The sequence below is a fragment of the Acidovorax cavernicola genome, assembly GCF_003581445.1.
Genome location: NZ_QXMN01000014.1, coordinates 39,211 through 55,074 on the forward strand (window position 1 = coordinate 39,211; position 15,864 = coordinate 55,074).

Genomic DNA, 15,864 nt, shown 5'->3' on the forward strand with positions numbered 1-15,864 from the left:
GGCCCGGCGCCGCTGCGGTGTCATCGCTTCCGAGCTATGCTCCGCGCACAGGCCGCCGCCGCTCCTGCCCGATGCCCGTCGAACCATCTTCCGCCCCGTCCATTGGCGCCGCCGCCCTGCGCGAGCCCCGCTACGGGCGGGTCGCCATCGCACTGCATTGGCTGCTCGCGGCGATGATCGTCGGCTCGCTCGGCGTCGGGCTCTACATGACGGGCCTGCCCTTCTCGCCGCACCGCCTGAAGCTCTACAGCTGGCACAAGTGGGCCGGCATCACCATCCTGCTGCTGTCGGCGCTGCGCCTGCTGTGGCGACTCACGCACCGCCCGCCGCCGCTGCCCGCGCGCGTGAAGGCGGTCATGCCGCCCTGGCAGACGGCCGCCTACCGCGTCAGCCATGTGCTGATGTACCTGCTGTTCTTCGCGGTCCCGTTGTTCGGCTGGGCTTACAGCACGGGCATGGGCGTGCCGGTCGTGTGGTTCGGCGTGCTGCCGCTGCCCGACCTGGTGCCGGTCGACAAGGAATTCGCCGAGGCCGTGCTCAAGCCGCTGCACCAGCGCAGCGCCTTCCTGCTGGCCGGTGTCACGCTGCTGCACGTGGCGGCGGCACTCAAGCACCACTGGATCGACCGCGACGGTCTGTTGCAACGCATGTGGCCCGCGCCACGCAAGGAATCTGTCGGATGACGACGCGCCGCCTGTCCCGTCTTTTTTTGTGGGGCGCCGCCCTCCTGGGCCTCGCACTGCACGTCGCGGCCGAACCCCAGCCGGCCACCGCGAAGCTGGTGCCCGACAAGAGCCAGATCGTCTTCGTCAGCAAGCAGATGGGCGTACCGGTGGAAGGCAGCTTCAAGCGCTTCGACGCGCAGGTCGCCTTCGATCCGAAGAAGCCAGAGGGCGGCTCGGTCGTGCTGCAGATCGACACGGCCAGCGCCGGCTTCGGCGTGCCGATGAGCGATGCCGAGCTGCCCAAGCCCACCTGGTTCGACACCGCGCATTTCCCGCAGGCCAGCTTCCGCTCGAACGCCATCAAGGCACTGGGCGACGGCCGCTTCGAGATGGCCGGCAAGCTCACCATCAAGGGCACCACCAAACCCGTGACGGTGCCGGTGAGCATCGCGCCATCGCCTTCAAGCGGCGCGTATGCCGTGGCCACGGGCACGCTCACGATCCAGCGGCTCGACTACAAGGTGGGCGACGGCGAATGGACCGACACCTCGGTGGTCGGCAACGAGGTGCAGGTGCGCTTCAAGCTGACGCTCGCGGGCTTCGGGCCGCTCTGACGACGATCCTCTCCAGGTTTTTTCTTTCATGCTTTCTGCCTCCCCCGCCATGAACAAGCTCTTCTTCGCCACGGTGCTCGCGGCCGCGTCCGTGTCGCTCGCGACGGCCCAGGAATACACGGCGCCCGCGGTGGCCGCCAAGCCTTCGGGCGGTCCGGTCAAGAACGCCAGCTACGTGATCGACCCCACCCACACCTTCGTGATGTACGAGATGGGCCACTACGGCACCACCACCAACCGCGGCCGCTTCAGCACCAAGGACGGCTCGGTGCAGATCGACGGCACGGGCGCCAGCGGCAAGGTCGACATCACGATGGACATCAGCTCCATCAACACCGGCGTCGACCTGCTCAACCGCCACGTGCAGAGCAAGGACTTCTTCAACGTCGCCGCCTTCCCCACCGGCCGCTTCGTGGCCGACCGCATCGACTTCAGCGGCGACAAGGTGACCGACGTGCCCGGCACGCTCACGCTCATGGGCCAGACCAAGCCGGTGACGCTGAAGGCCGTGCGCTTCAACTGCTACATGAACCCGCTCATCAACCGCCAGGTCTGCGGCGGCGACTTCGAGACCACGGTGCAGCGCAGCGACTGGGGCATCACCTGGGGCCTGAACTTCGGCTTCGAGAACAAGGTGAAGCTGCTGGTGCAGGTCGAAGCCGTGAACGTGCAGCAATGACGACGCAAGGAACCACGCCATGATGGACACCACGCTTTCCCTGCTCGGCATCGCCGGCGCGATGGCGGTCGGCGCGATGAGCCCGGGCCCGAGTTTCGTGATGGTGGCGCGCACGGCCGTGGCCTCGCGCAGCGACGGACTGGCCGCGGCCCTGGGCATGGGCGCCGGCGGGCTGGCGTTCTCGATCGCGGCGCTGGCCGGGCTTCAGGCGGCGTTCCTCGCGGTGCCGGGGCTGTACCTCGCGATCAAGGGCCTCGGCGGCGCCTACCTGATCTACCTGGGCTTTCGCATCTGGCGCGGCGCACGGCAGCCGCTCGCGATGACGCCCGACACCGAAGCCTCGCCTCGCAAGCAAGGCCGCAGCGGGCGCACCTTCCTGCTCGGCCTGGCCACGCAGGTCAGCAACCCGAAGACGGCGGTGGTGTACGCGAGCATCTTCGCGGCCTTCCTGCCGCGCGAGGTGCCGCTGGTGCTGGCGCTCGCGGTGCCGGCGGTGATCTTCTGCATCGAGACGGGCTGGTACGCAATCGTCGCGCTGGCGCTGTCCTCGGCCGCGCCACGCGCGGCCTACCTGCGCTACAAGACCTGGATCGACCGCGCGGCCGGCGGCGTGATGGGCCTCTTGGGCCTGCGCCTGGTGTGGTCAGCGGCACGCGGCGCCTGAGCGCACAGCACGGCAGCAACCGCTACAGCAGGCTCTCCGGCGTGAGAGGTGCCAGCAGTTCGAGCATGGTGCGATCCCAGAAGCCCGAGTCGGGCTCTTCGTGCAACACGGTGGTCCTGCCGCCTTCCTCGCTGACCCACTCGATGCGCCGCGAACCACTTGCTCCCCCTGCGCCTGCATCGCCGCCCTCGGCAAAACGCAGCCGGTAGGCGCCCTGCTGCTTGAGCACGTCGATCAGCTTCAGGGTCTGCTGCGCCATCTCGGGGCTGCGGATGAACAGGCCGATCTCGGTGTTGTGGATCTCCGAGCGCGGATCGAAATTCATCGAGCCGACGAACAGGATGCGCTGGTCGATCACCGCCGACTTGGCGTGCAGCCGCCCCACCGACGTGCCGAACAATCCCAGCCTCACGCTGCGCCGCGTGCGCGCGGAACTCAGCTCGTGCATCTCGGCGCCCAGCGCGAGCATGTCGGCGCGGTAGCGGCGGTAGGCGGTGTGGACCAGCGGCTCGTCGGTGGCGGCGAGCGAATTGGTGACCACGCTGATCTTCACGTTGCGCCCGCGGATCTCGCGCATCACCTCCAGCCCCGAAGCGCCGGGGATCAGGTAGGGCGAGACCAGCGTCACTTCGCTGCCCGCGCGGCGCATCTGCTCGACCACGTTGTAGCGCACGCTGTCGACGTCGAGCAGCGGCACGCCGCCGTAGGAGGCCGTCTTGCCGATCACACGATCAGGCGAATCGGCGTACGCCTCGGCGGTGGTCCAGATCAGGCCGAGCTTGCCGGCGTCGAGGTCGTCGGCCACGGGGCTGTAGCCCAGCAGATCGTTGGGCGCCGGCTTCGGCGGCGGAGGCGTGGTGTCGGGGCCGGTGGCGACGTCGAAGCGACGCTGCAGCTCCTCGCGCGGCAGGTCGGTGCGCACGACCGAGCCGATCGGGCGCACGTGCGGGCTGTTCCAGTACTGGTCGAACAGCACACCCAGGCGCGGAATCAGTGCGCCCGTGACGAAGGTGTCGAGGTCGATGAAGTTCGCGCCCGCGGTGCGCGTGAAGTACTGGTTGCCGATGTTCCGGCCGCCCGCCACCGCCATCGCACCATCGGCGATGAACAGCTTGTTGTGCATGCGGCGGTTGACGCGGCTGAAGTCGAACAGTGACGCGGCAAAGCGCTTGAGCAGGCTGCCGCGCCCGGCCGGGAACGGGTTGAACAGGCGCAGCTCCACGTTCGGCGTGGCGGCCAGGCCGAGCAGCAGTTCGTCTTCGCCGGACGTGTACAGGTCGTCCATCAGCAGGCGCACGCGCACGCCGCGCTGGGCCGCGTCGCGCAGGGTGCGCAGCAGGTAGCGGCCGGTTTCGTCGTTCTCGATCTGGTAGTACTGCACGTCGAGCGTGCGCTGCGCGCGGCGCGCCAGTTGCAGGCGCGTGTCGAAGGCGAAGTCGCCGCCAGGCATGAGGCGAAAGCCGCTGAGGTCGGGGTCGGGGTCGGGCTGCGAGGCCAGCGCGATCTTGCCGAGCGCGGTGTCGGCCGAGACGGCCATGGCCTTGGTGGGCGGGCGCGGGGCCTCGTCGGGCAGCGTGGCGCAGCCGGCGAACAGCAGCACCGCCACCATGACCAAAGCCCAATGCCCACAACGAGACAGCAGGCGACTCGTCGTCATCGTCGGGCTTCTAGAGCGCCTTGCGCAGGTTTGCCGGCGCGATGCGCAGCGCCTCGCGGTACTTGGCCACGGTGCGGCGCGCGCACTCGATGCCCTGCTCCTTCAGCATCTCGGAGATCTGGCTGTCGGACAGCGGCTTCTTGATGCTCTCGGATCCCACGAACTGCTTGATCAGCGCACGCACCGCGGTGCTCGACGCATTGCCGCCGGTCTCGGTGCCCAGCGCCGAACCGAAGAAGTACTTGAGCTCGACCGTGCCGAAGGGCGTGGCCATGTACTTGGCGGTGGTCACGCGCGAGATGGTCGATTCGTGCAGGCCCAGCTCGTCGGCGATCTCGCGCAGCACCAGCGGGCGCATGGCCAGCTCGCCGTGCACGAAGTAGCTCTTCTGGCGCTCGACGATGGCGTTGCTCACGCGCAGGATGGTGTCGAAGCGCTGCTGGATGTTCTTGATGAACCAGCGCGCCTCCTGCAGCCGCTGCGACAGCGCCTGGCTGCCTTCGCCCTTGTGCGACTTGAGCGCACCGGCGTAGATGTCGTGCACGCGCAGACGCGGCATGACCTCGGGGTTCAGCATGACGCGGAACTTCACGTGGGTGCCGCGCCCGGTCTTGGTGACGATCACGTCGGGAATGACGATGTTGCGTTCGACGTCGACAAAGCGGCGCCCCGGCTTGGGCTCGAGCCGCGCAATGATCTGCAGCGCCGAGCGCACCAGGTCTTCGTTCGTGCGCGTGAGCGTGGCCAGTCGCTTGAAGTCGCGCCGCGCGAGCAGCTCCATGGGCTGCTTGCAGATCGCGATGGCGGTCTTGCGCACGAGCGCTTCGGCCTCGGTCTCGTCTTCGCTGGCGAGCGCCTTCAGCTGGATGCTCAGGCATTCGCCGAGGTCGCGCGCGCCCACGCCGGCCGGCTCCAGGCTCTGCAGCAGGCCCAGCGCCACCTGGAAGTGATGCACGAGGTCGTCGAACTCGTCGTTGTCGTCGCCCGCCAGGCCCGAGGCCAATGCGGGCAGCGAGTCTTCAAGATAGCCGTCGTCGTTGAGCGATTCGATCAGGAATCGCAGCGCCGCGCTGTCGCTCTCGTTCAGCCGCAGGGTCAGCGCCTGGCGGTGCAGGAACGACTGCAGCGACTCCTGGCTGCGCGCGAGTTCGGTGGCATCGGCGCGTTCGTCGTCGCCGAGGTTGTTCTGGCGCGCGGGCGCATCACTGCCCCACTCGCTGTCGTCGGGCGCCATGTCGACGGTGCCGTCGCCTTCCCAGTCGGGCTCGCGCTCGGCGATCTCGGCGGCGGGGCCATCGGTGTCGGGGGTCGAGGTGGTCTCGCTCGAAGTGGTCGTCGTGCTGGCGGCGGACGGCGCGAAGTCGGCCTCACCCTCGCCCGCGTCGTCGCGCGGCACCGGCGCATCGGCCGTGTCCAGCCCGAACTCTTCGCGCGCCGCTTCTTCCGCGGTGCGTTCGAGGAACGGGTTCTCGTCCAGCATCTGCTCCACCTCCTGGCTCAGTTCGAGCGTGGAGAGTTGGAGCAGGCGAATGGACTGCTGCAGCTGTGGCGTCAGCGCGAGATGCTGCGAGACGCGAAGGGACAGCCCTTGCTTCATGGGAACCGACCCCGCCCTTACATGCGGAAATGTTCGCCCAAGTACACCCTGCGTACCTCGGCGTTGTCGACGATCTCCGAGGGTGTGCCTTGTGCCAGCACGTGCCCGTCGCTGATGATGAACGCGTGATCGCAGATGCCCAGCGTCTCACGCACGTTGTGGTCGGTGATGAGCACGCCGATGCCGCGCTCTTTCAGGAAACTGATGATCCGCTGGATCTCGATCACGGCGATCGGGTCGATGCCGGCAAAGGGCTCGTCCAGCAGGATGAAGCGCGGCTGGGTGGCCAGCGCGCGCGCGATCTCGACGCGGCGGCGCTCGCCGCCCGACAGTGCGAGCGCGGGCGAGTCGCGCAGGTGGTCCACGCGCAGGTCGGCCAGCAGGTCGGCCAGGCGCTCTTCGGTGTGCTGCTTGGTCAGCGGCACCAGGCGGCCGTTGGCATCGGGCTCGCGCTGCAGCTCGAGCACGGCGCGCACGTTTTCCTCGACCGTGAGCTTGCGGAAGATCGATGCTTCCTGCGGCAGGTAGCTCAGGCCCATGCGCGCGCGGCGGTGGATCGGCATGTGGGCGATGGGCTCGCCGTCGATGGTGATCTCGCCGGCGTCGGCGCGCACCAGCCCGACGATCATGTAGAACGAGGTGGTCTTGCCCGCGCCGTTGGGGCCGAGCAGTCCGACGACCTCGCCCTTCTGCACGTCGAGCGAGACGTCCTTGACGACCGTGCGGCTGCCGTAGCTCTTCTTGAGGCCGCGCGCGACGAGGCGGCTGCCCGGGATGCCGTCGGCGGTCTGGGTTCCTGCGGTTTCGATCACTTGCGCCCTTCCCCTTCGGGGCCGCTCAACGTGGTCGTCGAGCGCAGCCCGGTGCCGGGCGCGGGAGTGGGTGCCGGGGCCGCGGGCTTCTTGCCGCCGGCCGCCGGTACCGAGCCGCCCGCTGCGGGGGCTGCCGCGGCCTTCGGCGTGAGGATGGCCTTGACGCGACCACCGCCGCCCGGCGCCGCGACGCCGGCGTTCGGCGGCACGAGGGAACCGTTGACGGTGTAGGTGTCGTTGCTCTGGTCGTAGACGATCAACGCGCCGCTGCTCTCGTCGTTGGGCGTGGCACCGATCAGCCGACGCATGACCGCGCGGCGGATGAACTTGACGTTGTCGGCGCGGCTGTCGTACTCGATGACTTCCGACTCGCCCTCGATCCACTCGTCGCCGGCGTTGCGCTTCTGCTTGTAGTAGGCCAGCTTGCCGGGCGCCGCCGTGACCACGCCGTACTGGTAGCCCTCGGCGTCCTGGCGCACGTCCAGCCGCGCACCGCGGATGATGATCGTGCCCTTCGTGACCAGCACATTGCCGGTGAACACGCTGGTCTGTTTGAGGTCGTCGTAGCGCATCGAATCGGACTCGATGTTCATCGGCTTGGTGCGGTCGGCGGTTTCCGCCAAGGCGCCCGAAGCAGCACCGGCCAGCAACAGCGCACCGAAGGCCAGGCGGCCGAGGCGACGAAGGGTGGGGAATGTGGGGATGGAGGGCAATGTCATAAAGGCACGAAACTTGCTCTGAAACATTGTATGCGTGGGATGGCGATTGCCCACCGCCGCCAATGAAAAAGCCCGCCGAAGCGGGCCTTGCATTCGACCCCGAACCGGGGCTGTCGGGTCGATCAGCCCTTCTTGGCTTCACCGATCAGGAAGGTCGCGACCTGCAGCACCTTGGCCATGCTGCCTGCCGTTTCGCCGTCCACGTACCAGCGGCCCGCCACGGCCAGGGCCGGCACGCCGGCCACCTTGTAGGCCTCGGTCTGCTGCGACGCGCGGCGGGCCTTGCTGGCGACGCCGAAGGACGCAAAGGTTTCCTTGAACTTGGCACCGTCGAGGCCGGCACGCTCGGCCCAGGCCTGGATGTTGGCTTCGCCGGTCAGGTTCTGGCGCTGCGCGTGGATCGCGGCGAAGACCTTCGGGTGGTACTCGTCGAGCTTGCCCATGGCCTCGAGCGTGAAGTACAGGCGCTGCTTGGCCTCGACGTCGTTGCCCACGAAGGGCACCGGGATGCGGCGGAACGCCATGTCCTTCGGGGCGGCCTTGACCCAGGCTTCGAGCGAGGGCTCGAAGTCGTTGCAATGCGGGCAGTTGTACGAGAAGAACTCGACCACCTCGACCTTGCCAGCGGGTGCATCGACCGGCACGCGCTTGTCGAGCACGAGGAAATCGGTGCCGGCCTTGGGAGCACGTTGGGCGTGCGCCGGAGCGGCGGCCAGCGAAAGCAGCCCGATCGAAGTGGCGGCCAGCGAAAAGTCACGACGTTTCATTGAAAGGGTTCTCCTGTAGGTACCGCAGACAGAGCCGGCGCGCCGCGGGGAGTTCCCTGCTGGCGGCGCGCCCGGGGCGCTGGAATGGACAGAGTGCGGCAAATGCCGCGCGGGCGAAGCTTAAGGGCTGTGGATGAAGAAAAGGTGCCGCTCAGCGCTGGACGCGCACCAGCGCCGATTCGAGACCGCCACCGTCGAGCCGTTCCTTGAGCCGGTCGGCGTCGTCCTTCTTGTTGAACGGGCCGGCGCGCACGCGGTAGACCGTGCGGCCCGCCTGCTCGCGCTCGGTGACCTTGGCCTCGACGCCCATGAGCGACAGCTTGGCGCGCTGCGCCTCTGCGTCGTCGGTGGTGCGGAAGGCGCCGGCCTGCACGAAGTACATGAAGGGATCGGCGCCCGACGGCGACGGTGCGGCGGCCGTGTGGCTTGGTGCCGCAGACGCGGTGGTCGTGCTGCCGCCCGAGCGGGCGCGAGCGAGGTCGCCCAGCGGATCGTTCGACGGCGGCAGCGCGTTGGCTTCGGCCGGCACCGGTGCGGGACGCGCCGGCTTGGGCGCCACCACCACGGGAGCGGGCGCGGTGACCGGCGGGGTGGCGACAGGCGGCGTGCCGGGTGCCACGGTGACCGGAGCACCGGTGATCGGGTTCACCGGGCCGGTGGCCGTGGCCGCCGGCGGCGTGGCGGCCGGCTTGGGCGCGCCGGCCTTGCCGGCCAGCGGTGCGTTCGGGTCCCAGTCGCGGTTCTTGCGGGCCTCGGCCTCGTCCTGCTCGGCACCGCCGCGTTGCGTCTTGTTGACGAACGGGATCGGCACCTTGGTGACGTAGACCGCGATGCCCAGGGCAACGCCCAGACCGAGCACCAGGCCGATGATCAGCCCGATGACGATGTTGCCGCTTTGTCTGCTTGTCTTCTTCATGTTCGGAGGGTGATTCACATCTTGCTCGGCGCACTGACGCCGAGGATCGCGAGGCCATTGTGCAGCACCTGCGCGGCCGCCGCGACGAGTGCGAGACGCGCCAGCTTGACCGGTTCGTCGTCCACCAGGATGCGCTCGGCATCGTAGTAGCTGTGGTAGCTGGCGGCGAGTTCGCGCAGGTAGAAAGTCACGTCGTGCGGGGCGAAATCCTTCGCCGCGGCCGTCAGCATGGCCGGGTACTTGGCCAGCAGCAGCATCAGCGCCTGGGCCGCCGGGCTGTCCAGCGGCGACAGGTCGACCGCCTTGAGCGCGGCCACGTCGCCGCCCCAGGCCGCGAGCACCGAACAGATGCGCGCGTGGGCGTACTGCACGTAGTACACGGGGTTGTCGTTGTTCTTCGTTACCGCGAGGTCGACGTCGAAGGTGTACTCGGTGTCGGGCTTGCGGCTGAGCAGGAAGAAGCGCACGGCGTCGGTGCTGGTCCACTCGATCAGGTCGCGCAGCGTGACGTAGCTGCCGGCGCGCTTGCTGATCTTGACCTCCTCGCCGCCCTTCATGACGCGCACCATGGTGTGCAGCACGTAGTCGGGGTAGCCCTCGGGGATGCCCTCGCCCGCGGCCTGCAGGCCGGCGCGCACGCGCGCGATGGTGCCGTGGTGGTCGGTGCCCTGGATGTTCACGACCTTGTGGAAGCCCCGCTCCCACTTGGCGATGTGGTACGCGACGTCGGGCACGAAGTAGGTGTACGTGCCGTCCTTCTTCTTCATCACGCGGTCTTTGTCGTCGCCGTAGTCGGTCGACTTCAGCCACAGCGCGCCGTCCTGTTCGTAGGTCTTGCCGGCGGCCACGAGCTTGGCCACCGCGGCCTCGACGCGCCCGCTGGTGTACAGGCTGGACTCCAGGTAGTACTGGTCGAAGCGCACGCGGAAGGCCTGCAGGTCCAGGTCCTGCTCGCGGCGCAGGTAGGCCACGGCGAACTCGCGGATGGCGTCCAGGTCTTCGATGTCGCCGGAGCCGGTGACCTCGCGGTCTTCCGACTTGACGGTCTTCTTCGCCTTGAAGTCGGCGGCGATCTCGGCGATGTAGTCGCCGTTGTAGGCCGGTGCCTTCTCGCCACTGGGCCATTCGGCGTCGCCGGGCTTGAAGCCGCGCGCGCGCAGCTGCGTGCTGTTGGCCAGCGTCTGGATCTGCACGCCGGCGTCGTTGTAGTAATACTCGCGCCACACGCTCTCGCCCTGCGAGGCCTGCAGATTGCAGATGGCGTCGCCCAGCGCCGCCTGGCGACCATGGCCCACGTGCAGCGGGCCGGTCGGGTTGGCCGACACGAACTCGACCAGCACCTTTTGACCCGTGGCCGGCTGGCGGCCGAAGGCTTCGCCCGCGGCCAGCACTTCGCGCACGATCTGCTGCTTGGCGGCTGCCTTGAGACGGATGTTGAGGAAGCCGGGACCGGCGATCTCGATGGCCTCGACCCATTGGCCGAAAGCGGGGGTGGCGAGCAGCGCAGCGCTCAGTTCCTCGGCCAGTTCGCGGGGCTTGCGCCCCAGCGGCTTGGCGAGCTGCATCGCGGCGGTGCTGGCGAAATCGCCGTGCGCCGCCACCTTGGGCGACTCGAACGCGGCTTTGACGCCAGCGCCGGGAGAGAGGGTTTCGAGCGTGTTCGCGAGCGCCGCGAGCAGCTCCTGTTTGACCAATAGCATCTGTGAATTTTACCGGGGGCAAACCCGGGTCCAGTTAACGATCGTCATCCGATGGGCGATGTCGCCCGTTACGATGGTCGGCCCCGAGGCCGGGCAACAACTGTCACAACCCAACCTTGCAAGGACATATCCCATCATGAAGAAGCTCCTTTCCCTGGTCGCCTCCACCGTCGCACTCGGCGCCTGCCTGTCGTTCAGCGCCTACGCGCAGGACAAGGCTCCGGCACCGGTCGTGGCCCCCGCCGCCGCACCTGCTGCAGCAGCCCCTGCCGCAGCGGCCGCGCCCGCCGGTGGCGCCAGCTGCGATGCCAAGGCCATCGACAAGAACGGCAAGCCCCTGGCCGGCGCCGCCAAGAACAGCTTCATGAAGAAGTGCAACAAGGCTGCCGCCACGCCCGCCTGCGCAGCCAAGGCTGTCGACAAGAACGGCAAGGCGCTGGCCGGTGCCGCCAAGAACAGCTTCATGAAGAAGTGCGAAGCCGACGCGGCCAAGGCCTGATCCGGCGCAGCGCCGTGTGGCGCTGACGTTGGTTTCTCCCGCACAGTCGAAGGGCCCGCTCACGCGGGCCCTTTCTTTTGTGTCTTGTGGTGTTGTGGATTACTTGCCGAAGCCGCGCGCCAGGAACACCGCCACCAGCGGGATCACCGCGATCAGGTGCGCCTGGATCATCACCAGCTTGCGTGTCTTGAGGATGTCGGCCTCCGCCGGCAACTTGCCCGTGGCGCGCAGCGTCTTGCGCCAGCGGAAGTAGGTCAGCGTCGGGAAGATCGACAGCACGCCCACGATGATGAACAGCGTGAGCTTCACGTGCAGCAGCGGGTTGGTCCAGTACCAGGCCGTGCCCTTCACGCCCCACCAGGTGCGCGCGATGCCGGTGGCCAGCACCATGATGGCGGCGATGCCGTAGACCATGTCGACCTTGGCCAGCCGCTCGACCACGGCGGCATTGAGCCACTGGACGCGGCACAGCGCGGCCTCACTGGAAATGAACACGACCATCGTGAGGATGGCCAGCAGGTGCAGGTAGGCGAGGATGGCTTCGAGCGTCATCGGAAACTTTCTTCATCGGGGTTGCAAGCAAATGCAAAAGGCATTGTGCCGCCCGGTCGCAGTTTCAGGACCGCCCGCCCCAGAATTCCGGCTGCCCGTACTGCGCTTTGAGGAAATCAAGCCACAGTCGCACGCGCAGCGGCAGGTGCTTGGTGCCTGCGAACACGGCGTAGATGCCGTTGGGCGGCGCGGCGAAGTCGTCGAGCAATGGAACAAGCAGGCCCGCGTCGATCTCGGCCTCGACCTCCCAGGTGCTGCGCCATGCGATGCCATGACCCGCAAGACACCAGTCGTGCAGCACCTGTCCGTCGGAGCAGTCGAGCGGGCCGCTGGGGCGCAGGTGGATCAGCTCCTGCACGCCCTCTTCGCTGGTAATGCGAAAGGCCCAACCGCGCGTCTGCGAAGCGTCGCTCGACAGCGTGAGGCAGGCAAAGCGCGACAGCTCACTCGGGTGCTTCGGCGCGCCGTGGCGGCGCAGGAATTCGGGCGTGGCCACGCAGCGGCGGCGGTTGTCGGCCAGTCGCACGCTGACGAGCGATGAGTCGGGCAGGTCGCCCACGCGCACGGCGCAGTCGAAGCTCTCGCCCGTGACGTCGACCACGCGGTCGCTGAGGTTCAGCGAGATCGTCACTTCGGGATGCAGCGCGTGAAAGCGCGGCACCAGCGGCGCGACATGGCGGCGACCGAAGCCGGCCGGCGCGGTCACGCGCAGGTGGCCGCTGGCCTTCACACCGCCGGCACTCACGCTGGCCTCGGCGTTCGCGAACTCGGTCAGCAGGCGCTGGCAGTCTTCGAGGAAGGCGCTGCCTTCGTGCGTGAGCGCGATGCGGCGCGTGGTGCGCACGAGCAGCTTGACGCCCAGGCGCTCCTCGAGCGCGTCAATGCGTCGGCCCATGATCGCAGGCGCCACGCCTTCCGCCTTGGCCGCCGCGGTGAGGCTGCCGCGGGTCGCGACCGAGACAAAGGATTCGAGCTGCTTGAGGCGGTCCATGGCGCGGGAACTATATCGCCCGCCATCGGCGGCATGCGCTCAATCGCCGGCCGTGACGCCTTGCGACCGCAGCGCGGCGATGTCTTCGTCGCTGTAGCCCACTTCCTTCAGCAGCGCGCCGCTGTGCTCGCCGATGTGCGGCGGCTGCAGCCGGATGCCGGGGCGCTCGCCGCCCAGCGTGAAGGGCGCGAGCGGCACCTTCGCCATGTGACCGTCATTCATGCGCACGGGCGCCAGGCCGCCGGTGGCGTTCAGGTGCGGGTCGTCGAACAGTTCCTGGGGCTTGGTGATGGGAGCGAAGGGCAGCTCGTTCTGCTCGAACACCGCGCTGAGTTCGGCCGCGCTGTGGTTCGCGAGGTGCGAGCGCAGGATCGGCATCATCCATTCGCGCGCACGCACGCGGTCGTTGTTGGTCTTCAGGCGCGGATCGGCCAGCATCTCCTCGAGACCGAAGGCCTTGCAGAAGATGGCCCACTGCTTGTCGCTCACGGCCGCCAGGAAGATCTGTTCGCCGTCCTTCACGGTGAACACGTCGTACACGGCCCAGGCCGAGATGCGGCTGGGCATCGGGTCGGCCGCCTTGCCGGTGGCGGCGAACTGCATCATGTGCTGCGCGACCAGGAGCACGTTGTTCTCGAACAGCGCCGACTGCACCTCGCAGCCCTTGCCCGTGATGTCGCGCTGGCGCAGCGCGGCCATCGCGCCGATGGCGCCGAACATGCCGCCCATGATGTCGTTCACGCTGGTGCCCGCGCGCAGCGGATCGCCGGCGCGGCCGGTCATGTAGGCCAGGCCGCCCATCATCTGCACCACCTCGTCGAGCGCGGTGCGGTGGTCGTACGGGCCGGGCAGGAAGCCCTTGTGGCTCACGTAGATGAGGCGCGGGTTGAGCTTGGCCAACGTGTCGTAGTCGAGCCCCAGCTTCTTCATCGTGCCGGGCTTGAAGTTCTCGCTCACGATGTCGGCGGTGGCGATGAGGCGCAGCGCGGCCTCCACGCCTTCGGGTTTTTTCAGGTCGAGCGCGATGCTCTTCTTGTTGCGGTTGAAGGTCGGGAAGAAACCCGCGCCCGAGCCCAGCAGCCGGCGCGTGTTGTCGCCCTCGATGGGCTCGACCTTGATGACTTCGGCGCCGAGGTCGGCCAGCAGCAGGCCGCAGGTCGGCCCCATGACCATGTGGGTGAACTCGACGACGCGCACGCCGGCGTAGGGCAAGGGATTGGCTTCAGACATGAGAGATGGTTTCCTGGACAAAGCCCTTGGGCAGGCCGGCCTCGGGCGTCATGCCGTAGACCGGTTCACCGGGCAGGCCGACCATGAGCGGCGCGCGCGCCGCGATGAGTTTCTCGAGACCGATGCCGGTGCGCACGCCCATGGCCTCGAACATGAAGACGAGGTCTTCGGTGACGGCGTTGCCCGACGCGCCCGGCGCGTAAGGGCAGCCGCCGAGGCCGCCGAGCGAGGCGTCGAAGGTGCGCACGCCCTCGTCCCATGCGGCCAGGCAATTCGCGATGCCCAGGCCGCGCGTGTTGTGCATGTGGGCGGCGCCCGCGTGCACGCCGAGTTCGGCGCGCAGCCGCTTGAAGAGCCGGCGTACCTGCGCGGGGTTGGCGTAGCCGACGGTGTCGGAAAGGCCGACTTCCTGCGCGCCTGCTTCGACGCATTGCACCGCGAGGCGGATCACGTCGTCCTCCGGCACCAGCCCCTGCAGCGTGCAGCCGAAGGCGGTGGAGATGCCGGCTTCGAGCTTCACCTGCGGTGCGCTCGCGCGGCACAGGTCGGCAATGGCACGCACCTCTTCCACCATCTCGGTCGGCGTCTTGCGCACGTTGGCCAGCGAGTGCGCCATGCTGGCCGACACCGGCATCGTGAGCTTGTGCACGCCGGCGTCGAGCGCGGCCTGCGCGCCCTTGCGGTTGGGCACCAGCGCCATCACCACGAGGCCCGGCAGCGTGACGGCATGGCGCACCACCTCGGCGGCGTCGGCCATCTGCGGCAGCAGCTTCGCGGGCACGAAGGACGCGACCTCGATCTCGCGCACGCCGGCGGCATGCAGCGCGTCGATCCAGCGCAGCTTGTCGGCCGTGGGCATGATGGCCTTCACGGATTGCAGGCCGTCGCGCGGACCGACCTCGCTGATGAGGACGTCGGGGGTGGTCATCGGATGCTTTCTTGACTGTTCTATCCTGCAGAACTATATTCTGGCAAACAGAATTAAATCGGCAAGCCCGCCGACTGTCAAGCCACGCCATGCCCCGCAAAGCCCAGAACGAATCGGTGTCCGACCTCAACGCCGCCCCCGGCGGCGCCGCCGCGGTCGACCGCGCGCTGAGCCTGCTCTCGGCCTTCCAGCCCGGCGACGAGGCGCTGTCGCTCGCGCAGTTCGCCGAACGCACGCAGCTCTACAAGAGCACGGTGCTGCGGCTCCTGGCATCGCTCGAGCATGCGCGATTCATCCGCCGGCAGGACGACGGGCGCTATGCGCTGGGCCTGGAGATCGCGCGGCTGCACGGGCTGTATGCGGCGGCGCAGTCGCTCGACCACCTCGTGCTGCCGGTGCTGCGCACGCTCGCCGCGGCCACCGGCGAAAGCGCGGCGTACCACGTGCGGCAGACACAGGGCGACAGCTGGGTGCGCCTGTGCCAGTTCCGCGTCGACTCTTCGCATGTGGTGCGCGACCACGTGCGCGCGGGCGACCTGCTGCCCAACGACCGGGGCGCGGGCGCGCGCGTGCTGATCGCCTTCGGGCCAGCAGACGAACTGCCGCGCGGCGCGAAGGAGCGCGCGCTGTACGACGCGATCCGTGCGCAAGGCCATTGCGCGCTGGTCGGCGATCGCACGGCCGAGCTGGCGGGCATCTCGGCGCCGGTGTTCCATGCGGATGGGCGGCTGGCCGCGGCAGTCACGCTGACGATGCCGACGCACCGCTATGACGCGGCTTACGTCGGGCCGGTGCTTGCGGCGGCGAAGGAACTCAGCGGGCTGGTGTGATGGTTTTGCTCCTTCCCCTTCCGGGGGAAGGTTGGGATGGGGGC

The 15,864-nt window shown here is 68.5% G+C and carries 17 protein-coding genes; 6 read left to right on the top strand and 11 right to left on the bottom strand.

Annotation, left to right across the window (positions count from 1 at the left end; genetic code table 11):
- Positions 1 to 71 precede the first annotated feature (71 nt).
- Genes D3H34_RS13405 through D3H34_RS13420 form a run of 4 tightly spaced genes read left to right on the top strand, consistent with a single transcriptional unit; the run spans position 72 to position 2,622 of the window.
- Entirely contained in the window at positions 72 to 683 is a 612-nt protein-coding gene (locus tag D3H34_RS13405; protein ID WP_119553966.1) for a cytochrome b, read from the top strand.
- Positions 680 to 1,279 (top strand): YceI family protein, encoded by a 600-nt coding sequence (locus D3H34_RS13410; protein WP_119553967.1) that lies wholly within the window; start codon positions 680 to 682, stop codon positions 1,277 to 1,279. The genes D3H34_RS13405 and D3H34_RS13410 overlap by 4 nt, the downstream gene beginning before the upstream one ends.
- Before the next feature lie 49 nt (positions 1,280 to 1,328).
- On the top strand, positions 1,329 to 1,958 hold the full coding sequence (locus D3H34_RS13415) for a YceI family protein (RefSeq protein ID WP_119553969.1): 630 nt from the start codon (positions 1,329 to 1,331) through the stop codon (positions 1,956 to 1,958).
- Between the two features lie 19 nt (positions 1,959 to 1,977).
- Entirely contained in the window at positions 1,978 to 2,622 is a 645-nt protein-coding gene (locus D3H34_RS13420; protein ID WP_119553971.1) for a LysE family translocator, read from the top strand.
- Between the two features lie 22 nt (positions 2,623 to 2,644).
- Here the strand turns inward: D3H34_RS13420 and D3H34_RS13425 are convergent, their stop codons facing one another.
- The 7 genes from D3H34_RS13425 to argS all read right to left on the bottom strand — a co-directional run bounded on the left by D3H34_RS13425 (position 2,645) and on the right by argS (position 10,790).
- Positions 2,645 to 4,279 carry a phospholipase D family protein gene (locus D3H34_RS13425; protein ID WP_119553973.1) on the bottom strand — a complete coding sequence of 545 codons (1,635 nt, stop codon included), beginning with the start codon at positions 4,277 to 4,279 and terminating at the stop codon, positions 2,645 to 2,647.
- 10 nt (positions 4,280 to 4,289) lie between these two features.
- Positions 4,290 to 5,876 (bottom strand): RNA polymerase factor sigma-54, encoded by a 1,587-nt coding sequence (rpoN, locus tag D3H34_RS13430; protein ID WP_119553975.1) that lies wholly within the window; start codon positions 5,874 to 5,876, stop codon positions 4,290 to 4,292.
- 17 nt (positions 5,877 to 5,893) lie between these two features.
- The gene (gene lptB / locus D3H34_RS13435; protein WP_119553977.1) at positions 5,894 to 6,688 is read right to left on the bottom strand and encodes an LPS export ABC transporter ATP-binding protein; all 795 of its coding nucleotides are present in this window, start codon (positions 6,686 to 6,688) and stop codon (positions 5,894 to 5,896) included.
- Positions 6,685 to 7,407: a lipopolysaccharide transport periplasmic protein LptA gene (gene lptA / locus D3H34_RS13440; protein WP_119554092.1), complete on the bottom strand. Its 723-nt coding sequence runs from the start codon at positions 7,405 to 7,407 to the stop codon at positions 6,685 to 6,687. Before lptA ends, lptB begins: the two co-directional genes overlap by 4 nt.
- Before the next feature lie 122 nt (positions 7,408 to 7,529).
- The gene (locus D3H34_RS13445; RefSeq protein WP_119553978.1) at positions 7,530 to 8,174 is read right to left on the bottom strand and encodes a thiol:disulfide interchange protein DsbA/DsbL; all 645 of its coding nucleotides are present in this window, start codon (positions 8,172 to 8,174) and stop codon (positions 7,530 to 7,532) included.
- Positions 8,175 to 8,325: 151 nt separating this feature from the next.
- Positions 8,326 to 9,090 (bottom strand): SPOR domain-containing protein, encoded by a 765-nt coding sequence (locus tag D3H34_RS13450; RefSeq protein WP_119553980.1) that lies wholly within the window; start codon positions 9,088 to 9,090, stop codon positions 8,326 to 8,328.
- A 14-nt stretch (positions 9,091 to 9,104) separates the two neighbouring features.
- Positions 9,105 to 10,790, bottom strand: a complete 1,686-nt coding sequence (gene argS, locus D3H34_RS13455; protein ID WP_119553982.1) for an arginine--tRNA ligase — start codon at positions 10,788 to 10,790, stop codon at positions 9,105 to 9,107.
- Positions 10,791 to 10,926: 136 nt separating this feature from the next.
- On the opposite strand from argS, the gene D3H34_RS13460 reads away from it, so the two are divergent.
- Entirely contained in the window at positions 10,927 to 11,289 is a 363-nt protein-coding gene (locus tag D3H34_RS13460; protein WP_119553984.1) for a hypothetical protein, read from the top strand.
- Between the two features lie 99 nt (positions 11,290 to 11,388).
- Here D3H34_RS13460 and D3H34_RS13465 read toward each other — a convergent pair whose 3' ends face one another.
- The 4 genes from D3H34_RS13465 to D3H34_RS13480 all read right to left on the bottom strand — a co-directional run bounded on the left by D3H34_RS13465 (position 11,389) and on the right by D3H34_RS13480 (position 14,990).
- The gene (locus D3H34_RS13465; RefSeq protein ID WP_119553985.1) at positions 11,389 to 11,841 is read right to left on the bottom strand and encodes a DUF2214 family protein; all 453 of its coding nucleotides are present in this window, start codon (positions 11,839 to 11,841) and stop codon (positions 11,389 to 11,391) included.
- Between the two features lie 64 nt (positions 11,842 to 11,905).
- Entirely contained in the window at positions 11,906 to 12,832 is a 927-nt protein-coding gene (locus D3H34_RS13470; RefSeq protein ID WP_119553987.1) for a LysR family transcriptional regulator, read from the bottom strand.
- A 39-nt stretch (positions 12,833 to 12,871) separates the two neighbouring features.
- Complete coding sequence (locus D3H34_RS13475; protein WP_119553989.1) at positions 12,872 to 14,062, bottom strand: CaiB/BaiF CoA transferase family protein; 1,191 nt, start codon at positions 14,060 to 14,062, stop codon at positions 12,872 to 12,874.
- Positions 14,055 to 14,990 (bottom strand): hydroxymethylglutaryl-CoA lyase, encoded by a 936-nt coding sequence (locus tag D3H34_RS13480; protein ID WP_119553991.1) that lies wholly within the window; start codon positions 14,988 to 14,990, stop codon positions 14,055 to 14,057. The genes D3H34_RS13475 and D3H34_RS13480 overlap by 8 nt, the downstream gene beginning before the upstream one ends.
- Positions 14,991 to 15,079: 89 nt before the next feature.
- Here D3H34_RS13480 and D3H34_RS13485 point away from each other — a divergent pair, with 89 nt between their 5' ends.
- Positions 15,080 to 15,820 (top strand): IclR family transcriptional regulator, encoded by a 741-nt coding sequence (locus D3H34_RS13485; RefSeq protein WP_119553993.1) that lies wholly within the window; start codon positions 15,080 to 15,082, stop codon positions 15,818 to 15,820.
- Positions 15,821 to 15,864 lie beyond the last annotated feature (44 nt).

Excerpts from the sequence above, each read along its gene's own strand:
- D3H34_RS13485 (WP_119553993.1), top strand. The coding sequence starts at position 15,080 with ATGCCCCGCAAAGCCCAGAACGAATCGGTGTCCGACCTCAACGCCGCC.
- D3H34_RS13410 (WP_119553967.1), top strand. The coding sequence starts at position 680 with ATGACGACGCGCCGCCTGTCCCGTCTTTTTTTGTGGGGCGCCGCCCTC.
- D3H34_RS13425 (WP_119553973.1), bottom strand. The coding sequence starts at position 4,279 with ATGACGACGAGTCGCCTGCTGTCTCGTTGTGGGCATTGGGCTTTGGTC.
- D3H34_RS13480 (WP_119553991.1), bottom strand. The coding sequence starts at position 14,990 with ATGACCACCCCCGACGTCCTCATCAGCGAGGTCGGTCCGCGCGACGGC.
- rpoN (WP_119553975.1), bottom strand. The coding sequence starts at position 5,876 with ATGAAGCAAGGGCTGTCCCTTCGCGTCTCGCAGCATCTCGCGCTGACG.
- D3H34_RS13465 (WP_119553985.1), bottom strand. The coding sequence starts at position 11,841 with ATGACGCTCGAAGCCATCCTCGCCTACCTGCACCTGCTGGCCATCCTC.
- D3H34_RS13470 (WP_119553987.1), bottom strand. The coding sequence starts at position 12,832 with ATGGACCGCCTCAAGCAGCTCGAATCCTTTGTCTCGGTCGCGACCCGC.
- D3H34_RS13420 (WP_119553971.1), top strand. The coding sequence starts at position 1,978 with ATGATGGACACCACGCTTTCCCTGCTCGGCATCGCCGGCGCGATGGCG.
- argS (WP_119553982.1), bottom strand. The coding sequence starts at position 10,790 with ATGCTATTGGTCAAACAGGAGCTGCTCGCGGCGCTCGCGAACACGCTC.
- D3H34_RS13450 (WP_119553980.1), bottom strand. The coding sequence starts at position 9,090 with ATGAAGAAGACAAGCAGACAAAGCGGCAACATCGTCATCGGGCTGATC.
- lptA (WP_119554092.1), bottom strand. The coding sequence starts at position 7,407 with ATGACATTGCCCTCCATCCCCACATTCCCCACCCTTCGTCGCCTCGGC.
- D3H34_RS13405 (WP_119553966.1), top strand. The coding sequence starts at position 72 with ATGCCCGTCGAACCATCTTCCGCCCCGTCCATTGGCGCCGCCGCCCTG.
- D3H34_RS13415 (WP_119553969.1), top strand. The coding sequence starts at position 1,329 with ATGAACAAGCTCTTCTTCGCCACGGTGCTCGCGGCCGCGTCCGTGTCG.
- D3H34_RS13445 (WP_119553978.1), bottom strand. The coding sequence starts at position 8,174 with ATGAAACGTCGTGACTTTTCGCTGGCCGCCACTTCGATCGGGCTGCTT.
- D3H34_RS13460 (WP_119553984.1), top strand. The coding sequence starts at position 10,927 with ATGAAGAAGCTCCTTTCCCTGGTCGCCTCCACCGTCGCACTCGGCGCC.
- D3H34_RS13475 (WP_119553989.1), bottom strand. The coding sequence starts at position 14,062 with ATGTCTGAAGCCAATCCCTTGCCCTACGCCGGCGTGCGCGTCGTCGAG.